Source organism: Kordiimonas marina (genome assembly GCF_023006325.1).
GTDB lineage: Bacteria > Pseudomonadota > Alphaproteobacteria > Sphingomonadales > Kordiimonadaceae > Kordiimonas > Kordiimonas marina.
In genome coordinates this window covers 174,817-193,927 of record NZ_JAINDF010000005.1, presented here as the reverse complement: position 1 = coordinate 193,927, position 19,111 = coordinate 174,817, and the positions used below count along the sequence as shown (strand labels likewise).

The 19,111-nt window shown below is 54.8% G+C and carries 17 protein-coding genes; 11 read left to right on the top strand and 6 right to left on the bottom strand.

All coding sequences use genetic code 11. The features are described 5' to 3' along the window. Window positions 1-31: 31 nt before the first annotated feature. Both K6118_RS12740 and K6118_RS12735 read right to left on the bottom strand, forming a co-directional pair. The gene (locus K6118_RS12740) at window positions 32-490 is read right to left on the bottom strand and encodes a MarR family winged helix-turn-helix transcriptional regulator (protein WP_247120748.1); all 459 of its coding nucleotides are present in this window, start codon (window positions 488-490) and stop codon (window positions 32-34) included. Then, complete coding sequence (locus K6118_RS12735; protein ID WP_247120747.1) at window positions 490-1,242, bottom strand: SDR family NAD(P)-dependent oxidoreductase; 753 nt, start codon at window positions 1,240-1,242, stop codon at window positions 490-492. The genes K6118_RS12740 and K6118_RS12735 overlap by 1 nt, the downstream gene beginning before the upstream one ends. Before the next feature lie 292 nt (window positions 1,243-1,534). On the opposite strand from K6118_RS12735, the gene K6118_RS12730 reads away from it, so the two are divergent. From K6118_RS12730 to K6118_RS12710, 5 genes are all read left to right on the top strand, one after another. Continuing rightward, window positions 1,535-2,206 (top strand): hypothetical protein, encoded by a 672-nt coding sequence (locus K6118_RS12730; RefSeq protein WP_247120746.1) that lies wholly within the window; start codon window positions 1,535-1,537, stop codon window positions 2,204-2,206. A 195-nt stretch (window positions 2,207-2,401) separates the two neighbouring features. Then, window positions 2,402-3,112 (top strand): metallophosphoesterase family protein, encoded by a 711-nt coding sequence (locus K6118_RS12725; RefSeq protein ID WP_247120745.1) that lies wholly within the window; start codon window positions 2,402-2,404, stop codon window positions 3,110-3,112. A 195-nt stretch (window positions 3,113-3,307) separates the two neighbouring features. After that, window positions 3,308-4,600: an outer membrane beta-barrel protein gene (locus tag K6118_RS12720; RefSeq protein ID WP_247120744.1), complete on the top strand. Its 1,293-nt coding sequence runs from the start codon at window positions 3,308-3,310 to the stop codon at window positions 4,598-4,600. Between the two features lie 53 nt (window positions 4,601-4,653). Beyond that, the gene (locus K6118_RS12715) at window positions 4,654-5,238 is read left to right on the top strand and encodes a polysaccharide biosynthesis/export family protein (RefSeq protein WP_247120743.1); all 585 of its coding nucleotides are present in this window, start codon (window positions 4,654-4,656) and stop codon (window positions 5,236-5,238) included. A 24-nt stretch (window positions 5,239-5,262) separates the two neighbouring features. Beyond that, window positions 5,263-7,527, top strand: coding sequence for a GumC family protein (locus K6118_RS12710; protein ID WP_247120742.1), 2,265 nt, complete (start codon window positions 5,263-5,265; stop codon window positions 7,525-7,527). Window positions 7,528-7,754: 227 nt separating this feature from the next. On the opposite strand, the gene K6118_RS12705 is transcribed toward K6118_RS12710, so the two are convergent. Then, the gene (locus K6118_RS12705) at window positions 7,755-9,068 is read right to left on the bottom strand and encodes an O-antigen ligase family protein (protein ID WP_247120741.1); all 1,314 of its coding nucleotides are present in this window, start codon (window positions 9,066-9,068) and stop codon (window positions 7,755-7,757) included. Window positions 9,069-9,175: 107 nt separating this feature from the next. Here K6118_RS12705 and K6118_RS12700 point away from each other — a divergent pair, with 107 nt between their 5' ends. Beyond that, a complete protein-coding gene (locus K6118_RS12700) occupies window positions 9,176-10,636 on the top strand; it encodes an undecaprenyl-phosphate glucose phosphotransferase (protein WP_247120740.1) in 1,461 nt (486 codons plus the stop codon). 76 nt (window positions 10,637-10,712) lie between these two features. Beyond that, entirely contained in the window at window positions 10,713-11,399 is a 687-nt protein-coding gene (locus K6118_RS12695; RefSeq protein WP_247120739.1) for a hypothetical protein, read from the top strand. 55 nt (window positions 11,400-11,454) lie between these two features. On the opposite strand, the gene K6118_RS12690 is transcribed toward K6118_RS12695, so the two are convergent. The 3 genes from K6118_RS12690 to K6118_RS12680 form a co-directional block, all read right to left on the bottom strand. Continuing rightward, entirely contained in the window at window positions 11,455-12,924 is a 1,470-nt protein-coding gene (locus K6118_RS12690) for a M20/M25/M40 family metallo-hydrolase (RefSeq protein ID WP_247120738.1), read from the bottom strand. An 85-nt stretch (window positions 12,925-13,009) separates the two neighbouring features. Then, window positions 13,010-13,663 carry an endonuclease III gene (nth, locus tag K6118_RS12685; protein WP_247120737.1) on the bottom strand — a complete coding sequence of 218 codons (654 nt, stop codon included), beginning with the start codon at window positions 13,661-13,663 and terminating at the stop codon, window positions 13,010-13,012. Next, window positions 13,663-14,316 (bottom strand): alpha/beta hydrolase, encoded by a 654-nt coding sequence (locus tag K6118_RS12680; RefSeq protein ID WP_247120736.1) that lies wholly within the window; start codon window positions 14,314-14,316, stop codon window positions 13,663-13,665. Before K6118_RS12680 ends, nth begins: the two co-directional genes overlap by 1 nt. Window positions 14,317-14,578: 262 nt before the next feature. Between K6118_RS12680 and thrS the strand changes: the two genes are divergently transcribed. The 4 genes from thrS (at window position 14,579) to K6118_RS12660 (ending at window position 19,100) form a co-directional block, all read left to right on the top strand. Then, window positions 14,579-16,579 carry a threonine--tRNA ligase gene (gene thrS, locus K6118_RS12675; RefSeq protein WP_247120735.1) on the top strand — a complete coding sequence of 667 codons (2,001 nt, stop codon included), beginning with the start codon at window positions 14,579-14,581 and terminating at the stop codon, window positions 16,577-16,579. Window positions 16,580-16,698: 119 nt separating this feature from the next. Beyond that, complete coding sequence (infC, locus tag K6118_RS12670) at window positions 16,699-17,241, top strand: translation initiation factor IF-3 (protein WP_247120734.1); 543 nt, start codon at window positions 16,699-16,701, stop codon at window positions 17,239-17,241. A gap of 252 nt (window positions 17,242-17,493) precedes the next feature. Further along, window positions 17,494-18,180 carry a hypothetical protein gene (locus K6118_RS12665; RefSeq protein WP_247120733.1) on the top strand — a complete coding sequence of 229 codons (687 nt, stop codon included), beginning with the start codon at window positions 17,494-17,496 and terminating at the stop codon, window positions 18,178-18,180. 215 nt (window positions 18,181-18,395) lie between these two features. Next, window positions 18,396-19,100: a helix-turn-helix domain-containing protein gene (locus K6118_RS12660; protein WP_247120732.1), complete on the top strand. Its 705-nt coding sequence runs from the start codon at window positions 18,396-18,398 to the stop codon at window positions 19,098-19,100. Window positions 19,101-19,111: the final 11 nt, after the last annotated feature.

Genomic DNA, 19,111 nt, shown 5'->3' with positions numbered 1-19,111 from the left:
GCTCGCTTACTGCCGTGAGGAAGCGGCCGCGTCATCCCGCGGCGCCTTCCAGTTTTTCAAGAAGCCGGACCAGCATCTGCTGCTCGTCCGTGTCCAATGTGTCGAAAAGTTCTTCCACCCAAAGGGCGTGATCCGCCGCCATGGCTTCGAAGAGGGTCCGCCCCACCGCCGTCAATTTCGCGGTCGCCACCCGGCCGTCTTCCGGGCTCGCCTGCCGCTCGACCAGGCCCTCCTTCATCAAGGGCGCCATCACCTGGGTGACATTGCCGTTCGAGACCATCAACTGCTTGGAAAGATCGCTTAGGCGCACACCGCCTTCGGGCGCGCGGTACAGGTTCGCGAGCACATCGAAGCGCGACAGTGACATGCCGTGCGCAGCCTGAAGCCGGGCCTGCAGGGTCTTTCGTATCTGGTTTGAGCCATTGAGGAGCCGGAGCCAGGCCCTGAGCGCCGACTGCTGGTGCGGGGTGATATCGGAACCGTGGGCCATTACATCACCTCCCCGCAGGCGACGGCAATCGCCTGCCCGTTGATAGCACTTGCGCCAACACCTGCGAGCCACGCGACGGCGTCCGCCACTTCATCCGGGGTGACCAACCGGCCTTCGGGATTGTTCTTGGTCATGGCCGAAAGCGCGTCTTCTTTGCTCCGACCCGTTTTCTCAATGATATTGGCGACCGAATCACGAACGATATCCGTGTCGGTGAAGCCGGGGCAGACGGCATTCGCTGTGACACCTGTACCCGCCAGCTCCAGCGCCAGCGCCCGGGTCATGCCGACCACACCATGCTTTGCCGCCGTGTAAGCCGCCGTGTAGGCATAGCCTGTCAGCCCCGCCGTGCTCGCCACCGTGATGATGCGGCCGAAACCGGTTTTCTTCATCTGCGGGAGGGCGGCGCGGGTCATCAGGAAAGCACCGGTCAGGTTGACATCCAGCATCCGGTGCCAGAGGTCCGTGCTGGTGCGTTCAAACGGTGCGGTTTCCGCGGCGCCGGCGTTATTGATGAGGATATCGGGCGTGCCGTTCTCGGCCACCAGCCGCTGCCATGTGGCGTCAACACCGGCTTCATCTGTAACATCCAGTAGGACATAACCGCTGCCCGGCAACCGCGCACAGGCTTCTTTCAACCTGCCTCCAGAGCGCCCAGCGAGGGTGACGAGAAAGCCATCCGCACACAGGCGCCGAGCGACCGAAAATCCGATCCCGGAACCACCGCCCGTCACCAAGGCCCGCTTCATCATCAAGCACTCTCCCCGTAGAATTGCATATTTGTTTTAGCACTAAATTAAATAAGGCGCAATCGCCCGTTGGATATGTCCGCAATCCGGATGACTCCTGTCCCAAAATAGAGCAGCGTGAGATTTGCCTGTTGCATAAGGGCCGCACTAGGCTGGCAATTGGACGAATAAAACAACCTATTGGCTTGATTGCATGATTATTTTTTGACTCATGCCCCGATTTGTGGGAGCCTTGTTCTACGTATTTTGGCTGCACCTTGGGGGCAGCGGTTATATTTATGAATGGAGCATGACCATGCGTTTGGCAATTTTAGTCGCAGCATTCGGCCTCGTCCTGCCTGTCGCAGCGCCGATTTTCTCACCGGCCGCCCACGCGCAGGCGGCGCCCGGCGCCATGACAATGGAAGAGCAGACCCTGCAGGCGCAGATCGTTGCGTTGGCGCAAGCCGGGGATACTAATGGCCTCAAGGCTCTGATCCGCCTCAAGGTTGCACAAGGCAAGGGCGCCATGGTCGCCAAGGTCGCCAAGGCAGTTGCCGCCATGGGCGCACAACTCGCCGGCAGTGACTCGACTTCGGCTGTTGCACTCGTCAATGCTGCCATCACGATTGTAGAAGACCCGAGCGTTGCCGCCGCGGATTCGAGCGCTGCATCAGCTGTCGGCGCATCAGCCAGCAGTGCAGCAACTACGATGAGCAACAGCGGCAACGTCGCTGCTGCGGCCTCGGTCCAGGCCGCCGTTGCCAACAGCGGCAACAACGATGTCCAGACTGGTTATAGCAGCGGCGGCAGCACCAACCAGCAGACCGGCTCGACCCAGACGGCGCAAACCGGCACCCCCTCGATCCAGAGGACTAACACCCGGCAAACGCCTGTGGTGGTCCCGCCGCGCCCGACCACGCCGGACACGCCTGAGATTCCTGTCCCCGTTGAGCCGAACCCGGCACAGTCGGGCAGCCCGACCTAAGGGTCTCACCCGGCCCTTATGGGCCTTGCAATCATTCATAAAGGCGAGGGTTTCCACCTTCGCCTTTTTTGCTATAGTCCTCGTCTTGTGCCCGCGTCTTACGGGGCCCATGTTTTCGCGGCAGTTAAGAGGTTTCGCTTGTCCATCTGGAAGTCCATTTTCGCTGGCACCCCCAGGCCCCAAAGGCATTACCGTGTGCCCGAAGGCAGCCTGATTTATGCCATTGGCGACATTCACGGCCGCCTGGACCTTCTTGAAAGCCTCCTTGAAAAGATCGAGGCGGACCGATCCTGGCGGACGGAGGCAAAGAAAACCTATATCGTTTTTCTTGGTGATTATGTCGACCGAGGGTTCCAGTCCCGTGAAGTGATCGATTACCTCAATGGTCTGGAAGACACCCCGGAGCTCAGCCACATATTCCTGGCCGGCAACCATGAAGACCTGATGCTGGGCTTCCTCGACGACCCACTCGAGAACCAATTGTGGCTGCGCGTCGGCGGCCTGCAGACGCTGGTAAGCTACGGCATTCAGCCCCCCGCCAATACGCTGGTGGACACATTGGTCGAAACTTCCAACGCCCTAGGGGCCGCGCTGCCTGAGGGCCACCGCACCTTTCTCACCTCGCTCAAGACCTGGTGGCGGGCTGGCGGGTACCTGTTCGTGCATGCCGGTGTTCGACCCGGCATTCCGCTTGAGCAACAGCGCCGGACAGACCTGCTGGGCATCCGGCAAGCGTTCACGGAATCCCCCGCAGATTTTGGCTTTAAGGTCGTTCACGGCCATACAGGTGTAGCAGAAGTTACGCACCTGCCGAATCGCATTGCCGTGGACACGGGCGCTTTCGCGACAGGCACCCTCAGCGCCGTTGCCTTATGGGACGAAAGCCACACAACTCTTACCAGTTGACCGGCTTACTGTTGTTTGAAAGCAACAGCTTGCAAGATAATAAAAAATATGGATTTTTTTTGCTTTCCAACGTATCAGAAACACAATCGGGTTGTGTATAGTATCAACAGTGCATTTTGCACGCCCACGTTATTGTTTTGTCGCTTTGTCTAAAGCTATGAGCCGAGCGGGCTCGTTAACCGGGGTAAGATAGAAATGAACACGCATATGACCAAGATTCTGGCTGCCGTTCTTCTTGGCGGAACGTCTCTGACCTCAGGAGCTTTCGCTCAGGATGCTTCCGCTGAAGGCGATGCCGTTAAAGCCGTTTATGAGCGCAACCGTCCGGATTACGATGCTCCTGGCATCCGTACCGGCAGCTTCCTCTTCTATCCGTCGGTAGAAGGTGTTGGCGCTTATAATTCCAACATTTACGCCCAGGAAAGCAATGTCACCCATGACTTCATCGCCAAGGTGAAGCCGTCCTTCAGCCTGATGTCAGACTGGAACCAGAACTTCCTGAGCCTGTCTGCCAAGGCAGACATTGGGCGCTACTTCGATCATAGCAGCGAAGACTATGAAGATTATGGTTTCGACATGAATGGCCGCCGGGATATCTCGCACGGCGTTGACATCCATGGCGGCTTCTCGTTTGACCGCAAGCACGAAGACCGCGGTTCGCCTGACGCTAACGGCCTCGCCATTTCGCCGACGAAATATTCGGTTTTGACGGCTTCCGCCGGCTTCAAGCGCGACGTTTCGATCCTTTCGCTTGGTGTTGACGGCGAATTTACGCGGAATAACTACGATAATGCCCTCAAACTCGGCGGCGGTTACATCAACAACGACGCCCGTGACCGCGACCGTTACAAAGGCACCGTTCGCTTTGGGTACGAACTGTCGGATGGCTATGAAGCCTTCGTCCGGGTCATCGGTGACCGGGTGAAGTATGATAACTCAAAAGCAGCCGGGGGTCCGCAGCGGAACTCAAACGGCTACCAAGCTGAAGCCGGTGCCTCTTTCGATCTGACCGGTAAAGCCAAGGGCGAGTTCTATGCCGGTTACATGAAGCGCAAATTCGACTCTGAAACCATGGGCTCCATCGACGGCATTGACTTTGGTGCGTCGCTCCTCTGGAACGTAACCGGGCTCACCTCGGTCCGCGGTACAGTCAAGCGGGATATTAACGAGACTACTGTCGGTGGCTTAGATGCAAACGGCGTACCGACATATGCCTCCGGCATCAAATCCACGCTAGTGTCCCTTCGAATTGAGCATGAACTACAACGTAACCTTCTGTTGAGTGCAGAAGGCAGCTACACACGCCAAGACTTTGCTCGGACCGTGCGCTCTGACGACTTGTTCAATGCGAAATTTGGCCTCCGTTACCTCGTGAATCGTAACCTCCGGATCAACGCCGGTTACAATTACGACTACCGCAACACCACGACCAAGAACCAAGATTATCAGCGGCATTCGATTATGGTTGGTATTACCGGCCAATGGTAATTATACTCCTCAATCAAATCCGTATGTTCTGAACGTTCCGGTTGGTTGAGGTTATGTTGAAAATCAGGTTTTTAATAACCCTTATGATGGCGAGCCTTATCGGGCTCGCCTCTACTGTTCAGGCCCAGCAACAGGCATCCTCCCCGCCTGTGCCTGCTGAAGCCAGCGCTGCTGTTAGTGCTCGCTATGAATTGGGCCCCGGCGATAAGATCCGCGTTACCGTCTATGGTGAGGATGATCTCTCTGGCGAATTTGAGCTCGACGGAACCGGGATTGTTGCCATGCCCCTTATCGGGCCCGTCAACATCGGCAACAAAGACCTGGATTCGGCCGAAGCCTTGATCACCCAGAAGTTGGCCGATGGCTACCTCATCAATCCACGTGTCAGCATTGAGGTTTTGAACTATCGCCCCTTCTATATTCTGGGTGAAGTCAAGAAACCGGGCAGCTATCCTTACGTCAATGGCATGACAGTGCTAAACGCCATCGCCCTGGCGTCCGGCTATACCTATCGTGCCAATGAAAATAAAATCACAATTACCCGCCGCGTTGATGGCAAAGACCAGAAAATAACCGTGGATAATACGACGATTGTTTTACCAGGCGATATTATCCGGGTTCCCGAACGGTTCTTCTGACGACATTATTTCAGGTATAAAGCGATGTATGACAATTATCCGCAACGGGATGTCAAAAAAAGCATGTCCCCTAACTTCAATGTTGGTGAAGACGACACCCTTGATATCCGCGCCCTGTTGTTGACGCTTTGGCGTCGTCGCTGGGTCATTGCCAGCACTGCTATTTTCCTGACAGTTCTCAGCGCCATTATTGTTGTGCAGTTAACACCTCGCTATACAGCAGAGGCTCTTTTGGCAATCGAGACCCGAAAAAATAGCGTGGTTGACCTTGAGGCTGTGATGTCTGGTCTCGGCACCGACCAAGCTGCGATCAAAACAGAGATTGACGTTCTTCAATCCCGCAGGCTCATCGGCAAAGTTGTCGACAAGCTTGCCTTGGTCAAAGACCCAGAATTCAATGCTGGCCTCAATAAGAAAAAAAGCCTGCTCAGCTACCTCAACCCGTTCAGCTATCTATCGCCTGAATGGCGCAACGCCATCTTAGGATCCCCTGACAAGCCCACGTCCGCAGAGGAAATCGCCGCCGCTACACGCGCTTCCGTTATTGATGCCGTGACGAAACACCTGAGCGTCAACAACCCTCCACGCTCCTATACGATTCATGTTTCATTCGAATCCACTGATGCCAAGAAAGCCGCCCTTATTGCCAATACGATTGCGGATTTGTACTTGGTAGACCAGCTGGAAGTTAAATTTGAAGCAACGGAACGGGCCAATGAGTGGCTGAACAGCCGGGTCTTCGAACTTCGCGAAAAAGTGAGAACGTCGGAGGAAGCTGCTGAAAGGTTCCGGGAAGAGCACCAACTGGTCCAAACACATTCGCAAGGCTCCGTCAATGAGCAACAAATTGCACAGCTCAACAGCCAACTCATCACCGCTCGCACCGACTACGCGCGTGCCAAAGCCCGTGAACAGCAGATTGAAAAGAACATCTCCAAAGGGGATGATGATGAAACCGGTGTATTGGAGGTAATCCAGTCACCGCTCATACAGAAACTGAAAGAACAGGAATCCGAAGTTCAGCGGAAACGGGCCGAACTCGCCACCCGCTATGGCCCCAAGCACCCAAAGATGCTCAACGTCGAAGCTGAACTCAACAACATTAAGGCCAAGATCAAGCTAGAGATCGACAAGATCGTAGCCAGCATCCGGTCAGAAGCCGAAGTGGCTGCCATACGCGTTAAGACGCTGGAAGAGAATCTTGATAGCCTTAAAAAAGAGAGCTTCCAAGTAGGCCGCGCACAAGTAAAAATGCGTGAACTCGAACGCGAAGTAGCCGCCAACCAACTCCTTCTGAAAACTTTCTTAACGCGCTTCAAAGAAACTTCCAGCCAAGACGGCTTGCAACAAGCTGATGCCCGTATAGTTTCCCGCGCGGACGTTCCCACCCACCCTTCTTTCCCAAAAACCCGTTTAATTGTAATTTTGTTTGCATTTACAGGGGTCGGTCTTGGGATTGGCTTCACATTCCTCCTTGAGGCCCTAGATAACGGCTATCGGAATTTCGATCAACTCCACCGCGACTTTGGCCTACGGGGCCTTGGCATGATACCATTGATTGGAAAATCAAAACTCAAAGAGGCTGGCCCAGAAGCCTACTTGCTCTCAAAACCAACATCTTCTTTCGCGGAAGCGCACCGCAATATTCATGCATCACTTATGTTTTCCGCCCCCTCTGGCAATGCCCCGCAAGTAATCGGCCTTACTTCTTCCGTGCCAGGGGAAGGAAAGTCGACCGCAGCACTCTGCCTGGCTCATACGTTGGGGCGATCTGGCCGTAAAGTATTGGTAGTTGAGGCGGATATGCGTCGACCCGTCATGAAAAACCGGCTCGGTCTTAATGAAAGTTTTATTCGCCTCAATGATGTTTTGGATGGAAAAATCTCGGAAAACAGCAGTAAACTCTACGAAGATCCAATTTCCAACATTCATATTCTCTGGACAGACAAAGACACAGACCCTCAGCACCTCTTTGAGAGCTCCGCCTTTGACCTATTCCTCCGCGAAGCCCGGGTGGAATACGACTTCATTATTATTGATACGCCTCCTGCATTAGCGGTATCAGACGTATTAGTAATCTCTAGAAAACTTGATGCGCTTATATTTGTTGTGCAATGGCATAAAACCCCAAAAAGCCTTGTAAAGAGCGCCCTAAAAACGCTCCAACAAACTGAACGTCATATTGCTGGTGTAATCCTAACGCAAGTCGATATCAAACGCCACCAAGGGTACGGCTATGGTGATCAAGGCTATTATTACGGAACAAAGAGCAGTTATTACAGTAATTGACTTCTATTAGCATTATGCAAATAGGGGTTCTTTTCTGCTCCCTGTGATCATATAATATCTTCAAGAATGAAACTTTACTTATCTTAAAATCTAGGATGCTCGCCGCCAAGAAATACAAATAACCTTCTGGTTTTATCTATGGTTAGGTTAGCAGGTGCAACATCACTGGATCTTTCTATAATCATTTCGAATACCCCCGAGGGTTATCCTGAGATCAAGGCTATTTATTACTTATTAGGGCCGCTATGTAGTACAGTCTTTTTTCTCACCACAGCTATGCTAGCCGCTAAAATCGCGACATAACTGTAAGAAACGGCAGGCATCTGCAAAGAAAAATCAATTAATGAGTGTAGTGCAAATTGCACCGATAAAGTTACACCTAAAACAACGTAACTCCTATAAACACCACTGGCCTTGACTGACTTCAGAAGAATGGTCATTACGGCACCAATAGATATCAAAAAAACCAAAGTCGTCGGCACTCCAGCAGTCATTGCCAATTCTAAATAATCGTTATGCGCCCGGTCAAAAAGGACGTTAACGTCTTCAGTTCTGAATTGCCTAAACACCTCCTCAAAAGTACCTAGGCCGTACCCCATTACAGGTCCCTCAAGTATTGCTTTCAATACAAGCGGATAGACATGAAATCGGCTGTTATCAAGAAAACCATGTCCCCACAGCCTGCCTTCAAGTAGTCCACCGCTTAAACCGAAAATTCCGGCAATTAAAAGTGCTCCAATCCCCAAAACCAAATATATACTGAACGTACGTCTAACCTGATTTTCATGAGCCTCGCTTCGAACATGCCCCACAACAACTAAAATTACGCAGCCAACCAGAACCGTGAAGACTCCCGCTCGTGACCCTGTCAGCAGAAGTGCTGTCAACAGAATGACAAACGATACAGTTTGCCATAATACAGAGACTATATTCCTTGAGATAAAGTCCCGCCAACTGAGCCTGAGTCGATCAAATGAAACAAACAATGGTCCATGGAGGTAGAGTAGATCGGCCAATAAGCACTGCAGTCCAACCCCACAATATGCAGCGTAGCTGTTACGATTGACAAAAGTTGCTGTTAAGGATTCCGGATAAATCCATTTGTCATACCACAGAATAGTCTTATTACCTGTAAAATAGACAATAAGGCCATAAGCAGCATAAAGTGACGCTGTAACCGTCAACCAACGCACCAAGAGCTTCACCTTATGACGGGAAGAGAAAGTAGCCACAACAAGAAAGAACCAAACTAGATGGGCTAAGAAATAAATAGAAACCGCAACGGTTGCTCCAGCATTAACCGAATGCATTCCCCAATTGCCCCAAGCCTGCAGCAGCCCAATAAAGGCAACGCCGCCAAGCCCTATAACCGGCCATATAAGAGCCCAACCTGAAGGCCACGTATTTTTTAAAGTGATCCGGCTAAATGAAAGGAGTGTGGACAACGCTATCAGGCACACCCAAAACCATTGCCAGATTGGGCGAGCGCTAGCAAACGGTAAAGGTGCCGCCAGCAACAGGAAAAAGATAATAAATTGCATTTCTAACGCCTGTGCTCTATTTCATGTGGAGAATTATTACAAAATGCTTTTTGTTAAACTGGATTCTATTTTGTCAAACTGACAGCTGTCAATTTCAAGGATCTAGCATGATTTCCAGACGGTTGTTAATAAAAGAGCGGGATCCCAATAAGGGTGCTAGTTCATACAGCGAGCGGAGCCGGCTGTTCAGCTATGTTGCCCTTCTTGCCAGTTTTGATTTTATCGCGGCAATCCTCAGCTTTTTCATTCCCTGGTTCTACAGGATTGGCCTCTACAATAACGCAGACTCGCTACAATACCCACTTGCTATAGCATTGTTCCTGATTATTTTTTTCTTTTTGTCTTTTTCCGAGAATGCCTACCGCGAAAGCAATTTCTGGCACCCGCGTACCTCACTGTATCAGTCATTCAAATATACGATCCTGACTTTCGGGAGCTTGCTGGTTCTTGCCTTCCTGCTGAAGATAACCTCCAATTTTTCCCGGATCTGGGGGGTGACATGGTTCCTGCTTTTCAGCTCCTATATCGCGCTGAGCAGGTTTTATGTCGCCCGGCTCATGCGCAAGCTGGCAACACGCGGGATCAAGATTTCACGGGCGATCCTTGTCGGCGACGCCAATACCATCAGTTCAACATGTGCGTCGCTTTCAAGCGGTAAGTCTTATGAGTTGGATATCGTCGGCGCCCTAGGCGACAATTTTCCGCCTGAAAGCGGTATCCGCTGCCTCGGCGGCCTTGGTGATATCGAAAAGACCATCGGACGCTACGATATCGACGACGTGATCATCGCCGCGCCCTGGTCCAGCAAGGACCTCATTGCCGAAGTGGTGAAACGGGCATCCCGCAAGGCCGTCAATATCTATCTGGCCCCGGAACATCAGGCACCCATCGCAGGCACAGGCGCGCAGAAAACCCTGGGGACCTTGTCGCTGATGGAAATTGACAGAAAGCCGATCGAACGTTGGCAGGCGTTACTCAAGCGGTTGGAGGATATCGTGCTGACGCTCGGGACCTTGGCGGCCATTTGGCCGATAATGCTGATCACCGCGATCCTGATCAAGCTCGAATCGAAAGGGCCTGTGCTATTTGTCCAGCCCCGCTATGGCTTCAACAACGAGCTGATCAATATCCTCAAGTTCCGATCCATGTATACAGACATGAGCGACCAGCACGCAGCGCAGCAAACCACGGAGCATGATCCTCGTGTTACCCGGGTCGGGCGTTTCATCCGCAAAACCAGCATCGACGAGCTCCCCCAGCTCTTCAACGTGTTGATGGGCTCCATGTCGCTTGTTGGGCCCCGCCCCCATGCGAAGGAAACCAAGGCGGCCGGTCGTCTGTTTGAAGACGTCGTCGACAATTATGCCGTTCGCCATAGGGTCAGGCCTGGCGTCACCGGCTGGGCGCAGGTCAACGGCTGGCGCGGCGAAACCGATACAGAGGACAAGATCAGGAAGCGGGTTGAATATGATATGTATTATATTCGCAACTGGAGTTTGACCTTAGACATCTTCATCCTCATAAAAACGGTCTATGTGGTTCTTTTTAAAACAAGCGAGGCTTATTAAAGCTCAATAATCACACGTAACAGCCTTCACCTCACTGTGGCCATCTACAGCTATAAGAATTGGACTGAAAAGAGTGATGACACTTCGCGCATCTATACTTGGCAAGAACGGCAGGCGGCTTCTCTCTGGCCTTATGATGGTGTCAGCTCTGTATATCTTGTGGACTGGCGTCCCACGCTTCTTAGCCGAGGTCATGATAGTACCTGGGCGTCCTATCCTAGAGAAAGTGCGTGCCAACACTCAAGTTTCGGCAAAAGACCTATCGACTCTCGAACAATCATTCCTTTCGGCCATCTCTTTTGCAGATTTGCCACAATTCCATGCCGAGCTAGGCACTAGCTATTTGGTTCAAGCCCAGCACACAAATGATCGGCAGAAGCGTCTTGAATTTGCCAAAATGGCTATCGAAGAATCCCAAATCAGTCTAGACAAAGCACCCCTAAATCCTTTCGCATGGGAAAGGATATCCGTAGCTCAAATAATTCTAGGCCATTATGACGATGCCATCAGGGCATGGCGCTCTTCGAGTAGAATCGCATCTTTTGAGCCTTTTCTTCTGATGCAGCGTATCCATATAGGTATAATTCTTTATCAGCATCTGAGCAGCAACGATATAAGACTTCTAAAACAACAGATCAAAATGGCCTTTCATTGGCAACGTTGGATCATGAGACACTATGTTCGAACGTACCACCTTACCTCATGGGTTACATACTTGAGTGGCCCTGACAGCGACATCAGCGCCTTTTTGAAAAAACACTGAGCCTTTCGCCTCCCCGACTAAATAAAGGCCCAATGCCTCAAGGAAGGGCTCTCCTCTAGCCCCCCCCCTTCTCCATCAACGTTACAAAGAAATCGACTTGGTTCGCTAAGGCTTCAGAACCGAGCGCTTCATTGTTGCCGTGGATATGGTGTAGGTCTTCTGGGTGGAAGACCATGGGCATGAAGCGGTAGCTGTTGTCTGTGACGTCATCATAATGGCGGGCGTCAGTGCCTTGCACGGTCAGCGTGGGCGCGATCGGAATATCACCGAAAATCGCGCGCACGGACGCGGCGATCTCCTTGTAACCCTCCGCCTTCGGGTCGGACATGCTGGTTGCTTCAGCCCCGCCCATCGAGGTGATTTTCACCCGGTCGTCCCCAACGATCTTCTTGGCCCGGGCGATCACGCCGGCCACGGTATCGCGCGGGTGGACACGGTAATTCACCACGGCCTCGGCATACTGGGGCAGCACGTTGAACTTGGTGCCACCTTTCATCATGGTGAAAGCGGTCGTGGTGTGCATGAAAGCGGCCACCGTCGGGCTTTTCGCGAGCATCCGAGCCATGAGCGGCCGGGTCAGCCACATGTTGGCGATGGCCACGCGGCGGCCGAAATCCATCTCCGGCGCCACGGCCTTGAGGAAGCTTTCCAAGTGTTCGTCCAGCACCAGCGGATAGGGGTGGTCCATCACCAGATAGCCCGCGCGCGCGGCCAGGCTCGCGGCCGTATAGGCCTTGGGCGCGGAGGAATGGCCGCCTTCATCCGTGGCTGAGAACTTCAGCGTCACCGAACCTTTTTCCCCGAGGGAGATCAACGCCACGGGGGACTTCACGCCCGGGATAATCCCCTGCGCAATGGCCGAGCCTTCATCCACGATCCAGGAAAAACGGACGCCCTTCGCCTTCAGCATGGCTGCCATTTGGGCGGCACCGTCGCGGCCGCCGAGCTCTTCATCATGGCCAAACAGGAAGTAAATATCCCGGCTCGGTTTAAAGCCGGTGCGCGCCAAACGGTTGGCTGCCTCCATCAGGCTGATCAGGATGCCCTTGTCATCCATCGCCCCACGGCCCCAGATAACGCCCTTGTCATCGATCACACCATCAAACGGCGGATGCTTCCATTCCTTCAGGCCTTCCTCTGGCACCGGCACCACATCCTGGTGGGCGAGGAAGGCGATCGGCTTCTGCTTGCCGCCGTCCGTGCCGGGCCAGCGCAGCATCATCGAATATTTGCCGACCGGCGTCAGCTCCATCGCCTGGAAGGCATAGGGGTAGGTCTTCTTCAGGAATTCATGGAACCCAGTGAAGGCCGCATCATCAGGCGCGACATCGTAAGAGTAGGAGATAGTCTTGAAGCGGATCGCCGCCGCCAGATGCTCGGCCATCTCGCGCACCTCGGCCGGGTCATGGCTTTCGGTATGGATGCTTTTGGCCGTCCCCGCCGGCAACACCATGACCGTGCGCGCCACCATAAAGACCACGAGCGCCACCACACCCAACACCAACAGTTTCAAAAGCCGCTTCATCGACACGCTCCCCTAGAGACAGTTTGAAGCTAAGGTAACCTTCTAGACCGGCAAGTCCAGTATTATAGAACGTCTGGCGATCCACTCACGCCGTCTTGTCCTTGAAGCGGCAGATGTGGCTGACCTTGCATTTTTGGCAGTCGGGCTTGCGCGCCTTGCAGATATAGCGGCCATGGAGGATGAGCCAGTGATGGGCATGGAGCTTGAAAGGCTCCGGGATTACCTTCTCAAGCGCCAGTTCCACCTTCAGCACATCCTTGCCGGGCGCGAGGCCGGTGCGGTTCGACACCCGAAAAATGTGGGTGTCCACCGCACACGTTGGCTGGTGGAAGGCGATATTGAGCACCACATTCGCGGTCTTCCGGCCGACACCGGGCAGCGCTTCCAGCTCTTCCCGCGTCTCCGGCACTTTGGAGCCATGATGCGCGATCAGGTCTTTCGAAAGCTGAATGACATTCTTGGCCTTGGAGTTAAAAAGCCCAATGGTCTTGATATGCTCCTTGAGGCCATCTTCCCCGAGCGCGACCATCTTCTCCGGCGTGTCCGCCACCGGCCACAGCGACCGCGTCGCCTTATTGACCCCCACGTCGGTCGCCTGGGCCGATAGCACCACGGCGACCAGCAGCGTATAGGGGTTCACATATTCAAGCTCGCCCTCCGGGTTCGGGTTGTCTTCGGCGAGGATGCGGAAGAATTCGAAAATCTGGTCCCGGTTCAGTTTGGAATATTTGCCCGCCATCAGATCTGCTCCGCCAGCTGTTTGACCGTCAGGCACAGGCGCTTAAGGTCATTCGGTGTCGACAGCCGGTGGTCCCCATGGGGCACGAGCGTGAGCTCGACATCGTCACCGGTCATTTTCTTGGTGATCTCCAGGGCCGTCTGCCACGGTACGTCAGCGTCCGCCATACCCTGAATGAGCCGGACCGGAATATCGAGATAGAGCGGCGCGGCGATCACCCGGTTGTTCCAGCCGTCCTCGATCAGCGCCTTGGTGATGGTGTAGGGCTGATCGCCATACTCGGTCGGGATTTTCACGAAACCACGGTCCGAGATTTCGGCGCGCTGGGCCGCCGTCAGCTCGTTATTCCACATACGCACGGTAAAGTCGGGTGCCGCCGCCACACCGACAAGGCCTTTCACCCGGCCGGGCCGCACACGCGCCACCAGCATAGCGATCCAGCCGCCCATCGATGAGCCGACGAGGATTTGCGGGCCTTGGGTAAGCCGATCGAGAACCGCGAGCGCGTCATCTTTCCACTGCCCGATGGTGCCGTCCTCGAACGCGCCAGAGGACTGGCCGTGCCCGGCATAGTCAAAGCGTACGAAAGCCCGACCCTCAGCCCTGCAGGCTTCCTCAAGCGCCAGCGCCTTGGAGCCTTCCATGTCGCTCATGAAACCGCCTAGAAACACCACCCCGGGCCCACGCCCCGGCGTTTGGTGAAAGGCAACCTTGGTGCCATGGTCTGTATCCAAAAATTGAGGGGCTGTCATCGCTTTGGCCTGTCCTTCATTCGCATCCTGTGTCCGAGGTGCGACCCTATCCCATAAGAATCGAATGCTCAACGCCCCTAAGCCTTGAGTTTTCTTGACTTCCTCCCCTGCCGGGGCTAACGCACAGAACACCTTATTTTTCATCAAACAGGAAACAGGAACGATGAACGAGCTGCAAAGTGCTAAACACCCGGTCAACCTGCGCCTGCCCGACGGCAGCGTGCGCACGTTTGATGGCCCGGTGACCGGCACTACCCTCGCGGCTGACATCGGCCCTGGCCTCCTCAAAGCCGCGCTTGCGATCAAGGTAAATGGTGAGCTGATGGACCTTTCCAGGGAAATCAGCGAGGACTCCGATGTCGCCATCATCACCAAGCGCGACGCGGAAGGGCTGGAAATCATCCGCCACGACGCCGCCCACATCATGGCGGAAGCCGTGCAGGAACTGTTCCCCGGCACCCAGGTCACCATCGGCCCGGTTATCGAGGACGGCTTCTTCTATGATTTCGCCCGCGACAAGCCTTTCACCGAAGATGACCTCGCGGTCATCGAAAAGCGCATGAACGAGATCGTCGAACGCGACGAGGAAATCATCCGCGAAGTCTGGGACCGCGACGAGGCCATCGCTTACTTCAAGAAGATCGGCGAGCATTATAAAGCCGAACTGATTGAAGCGATCCCGGCGGGTGAAGACGTCTCCATCTATAAGCAGGGTACCTGGCTCGACCTCTGCCGCGGCCCGCACCTGCCCTCGACCGGCAAACTCGGCAACGCCTTCAAGCTGATGAAGGTGGCAGGCGCTTACTGGCGCGGTGACAGCAAGAATGCCATGCTGACCCGTATCTACGGCACCGCCTGGACCGACAAGAAAGACCTGAAGGCCTATATCACCCGCCTTGAGGAAGCCGCCAAGCGCGACCACCGCAAGCTCGGCCAGGAGATGGACCTGTTCCACCTACAGCCAGAAGCGCAGGGCTCGGTCTTCTGGCATCCGAAAGGCTATATCATCTGGCGCCAACTGGAAGCCTATATGCGTCGCCGTCTGGATGCCGCAGGGTATGTCGAGGTCAAGACACCGCAGCTGATGGACGTAAACCAGTGGGAGCGCTCCGGCCACTGGGGCAAATATAGCGAGAACATGTTCGCTGTCCCGGACGAAGTGCCGCAGGGCGAGGGCGACGGCCCGGTGTTCAAGGGCGACGGCGCCATGATGGCGATGAAGCCGATGAACTGCCCGGCGCACATCCTGGTGTTCAAGCAGGGCATCAAGTCCTACCGCGACCTGCCGATCCGCATGGCCGAGTTCGGCTGCTGCCATAGGAACGAGCCGCACGGCGCGCTGCATGGCATTATGCGCGTGCGCCAGTTCACCCAGGACGATGCCCATATCTTCTGCCGCGAAGACCAGTTAATCGACGAAATCGTCCAGTTCTGCGACCTGCTCGACAGCGTCTATCAGGATCTGGGCTTCGACAAATATGAGATCAAGCTGGCCCTGCGCCCGGAGAAGCGATTCGGCACTGATGCAGAATGGGACCGAGCTGAGCAGATCCTGCGCGATGCCGTTGCCAAGGCTGGCCGTGCATCCGAGGAATATGGCTGGGAAGAGCTGGAGGGCGAAGGCGCCTTCTATGCGCCGAAGCTGGAATTCCACCTGACCGATGCCATCGGCCGCACCTGGCAGGTTGGCACCATCCAGGCGGACACGGTGCTGCCTGAACGCCTCGATGCCTCCTATGTCGGTGAAGACGGCGCCAAGCACCGCCCGGTCATGCTGCACCGGGCCATCTTGGGTACGTTCGAACGTTTCATCGGTATCCTGATCGAGCATTATGCCGGCAAGTTGCCCTTGTGGCTCGCCCCCACCCAGGCCGTGGTGACGCCGATCACGTCGGAAGCCGACGCCTACGCCACCGAAGTCGCAGAAACGCTGAAGGCCGCGGGCCTGCGCGTCAGCACCGACCTTCGGAACGAGAAGATCAACTATAAGATCCGCGAGCATAGCCATGCCAAGGTGCCGCTCATTCTCGTTGTCGGCGCGCGCGAAGCCGAAAGCCGCAAGGTCAGCGTTCGCCGTCTCGGCAGCAACGACCAGACGGTGATGGATCTGGATGCCCTCGTCACGACCGTGACCGAAGAGGCCAAAGTGCCCACAGGCGCGTGAAGAAGATGAAGAAACCCACCGCTTTCAAGGCTTTGCATATGCCGCGAGAACGGCTATACTGACAAATGGAAGGCGGACCGGTTCTCAGGATCGGTCCGCCAGCAACGTTCAATAGGAGAATGAACATACGTAAAGGGCAATTTGCCGGCCCACCCAAACAGGAAGGGCCGCGCGTCAACGATCAAATCCGTGTTAAAGAGGTACGACTGATCGGAGCGGAAGGTGAAAACCACGGTGTTGTCTCGACCCAGCAGGCGATGGATATTGCCGCCGAGTCCGGGCTGGACCTCGTTGAAATTTCACCGAACGCTGAGCCACCCGTATGCAAGGTTCTCGACTACGGAAAGTTCAAGTACGAACAGCAGAAAAAGGCTAACCTTGCGCGTAAGAACCAGAAGACGCAGGAAGTCAAAGAAATCAAGATGCGTCCCGGTATCGACGTCCATGATTACCAGACCAAGATGAAGAAGATTCATCAGTTCATCGAAAGCGGTGACAAGGTCAAGGTAACCATCCGTTTCCGGGGCCGCGAGATGGCCCACCAGGACCTGGGTATGGAAGTCCTCCAGCGCGTCACCTCCGAGATGGAGGAAGCCGCCAAGATCGAGGCCCGGCCCAAGATGGAAGGCCGCCAGATGATCATGGTCATCGCCCCCAAATAAGCGTCTTCATGAGACACAACGAAAACCGGCCGCTCTGGCCGGTTTTTTTGTCCCCAACCCGTAAGGCTTGCCTCGCACCATCAATCACATGGTTCCAACCAAAAGCGTTAACCCCATGGGCCAAAAGCCCAACATTAGACGCTGGAGGATGGACTATTGGCATACCGCCGCAATCCAGCTGCCCGGAGAAGGGGTGGCCATGAAGATAATGGACAAGAACAGCAAGACCTGCCCGAAAGTGTTCAGCGCCTGTTGACCGACCTTGATTGTATGCTGGACCGGATCGCAGGCCTGGGGCTGCCTTGTCCCCCGGAAACCGTGGCCGGCACAATCAGCATCCTGCAACAGGCAACAGAGGCTGGTTTTGAGTACGATGACCGCTTTCTGGAACGGCTCGCGGCAAACCACCAACAATTGGGAAAGGTCATTGCACCTATCACCCCCGGCAGCCTGCGCGGGCATCATTATGAGGAAAAGAAGAAAGTCATCATCTGGGCCATGTGGGGCGCAACCCTGGTCTTTCTGCTGGGCTTCCTGTCCCTTTCCACCTTCACGGAAATCAGCAAAGACTATATTGACAAAACCTTCATGGACCGGGACGGCACCATCCAGCTGATCGTAGCGAGTTTCTATCTCTCCGCGGCGGGTATTGGCGCCTGCTTCTATAATCTCGTGAAAATGTACAAGTATCTGATCACCAACAAGTTTGATGTCGCTTATGGGTCTTCCTATGCCATGCGCATCCTGCTGGGCGTCGTCGCGGGCTACGTCCTCGCGGAGATCATCCCCATCAATACCCACAATTTCTCGAAACCGCTTCTGGCCATGCTGGGCGGTTTTTCGGCCGACGCCGTTGAGGTGATCCTGACGCGCTTTGTCGATACCATGAAGACCCTGGTACGGGGTGACCGCGACCGGACACCGCATACCGAGACTTAGATGCTCGCGGTCAAGCCAGGCGCGAAAGACTGAGGCCGCGGCTTTGCCTGATATTCTCCACCTCCAGCGCTTTATTCACTGGTTTCCTGGCCATATTCCAGCCTATTCACCTAGTATTCCCATGGGGACTTCCGAAGAATGTTTTGTGTTTTCAATGCCCTGTCACGACAGCAACAACACGACAGTAGTCAGCGAAAAGCTGCAGGAGACACAAAATGAAATTTGGTGACTATCTCAAGAAACAGCGGGAACACGCCGGTTGGACCCAGCCCGAAGCCGCAGCAAAGGTCGGGATCGAACAATCCTATCTCTCGAAACTCGAAACCGGTAAAAGCTATCCGTCCGAAGAGGTGTTCGACAAGCTGATGAAAACCTTCGGCATCAAACTGGATGACCTGTGCCGGGAGGTCACCTGGTCCGAGCTCGACAAGCTCAAGGAAATCGCCCAGGTCCGCTCGCTCCTCCTGATGCGGGAACAGAAACAGGCCCGCACCATGCGCGGCTGGCTCATCGCTGGGCTCATCATGTTGATGACCGGCGGCGGCCTGCTTGGCCATGAGGCCTTTGTGTCCGATAATGAAATGCCGATTTACAGTTACCGCTCCCCCGGCGTCATCCATGCCGGGGAACCGCTGCATATTTTCGATTTCATGGCAGCCGGGATGCCAAGCCCGGACGATAAGGACGGAAAAGGCGACGCCCAAAGCCTCGTCGGACGGCTGGATTATGACTTTCTCACCCTGCCTGAAAACCGTGGCGAGGCCTTCGTCAAAAAGGTCGAAGGCGGCGTGCGCCTTTACACAATGATATCAGGCGGCTTCGCCGATAACACACCGCGCAACCAATGGATCATCGCCCTCGGCGCCATGCTGATGACCGGCGGCCTCGCCTCCTTCTACATCAGCCGCCGCTGGCGTTGACATGGAACACA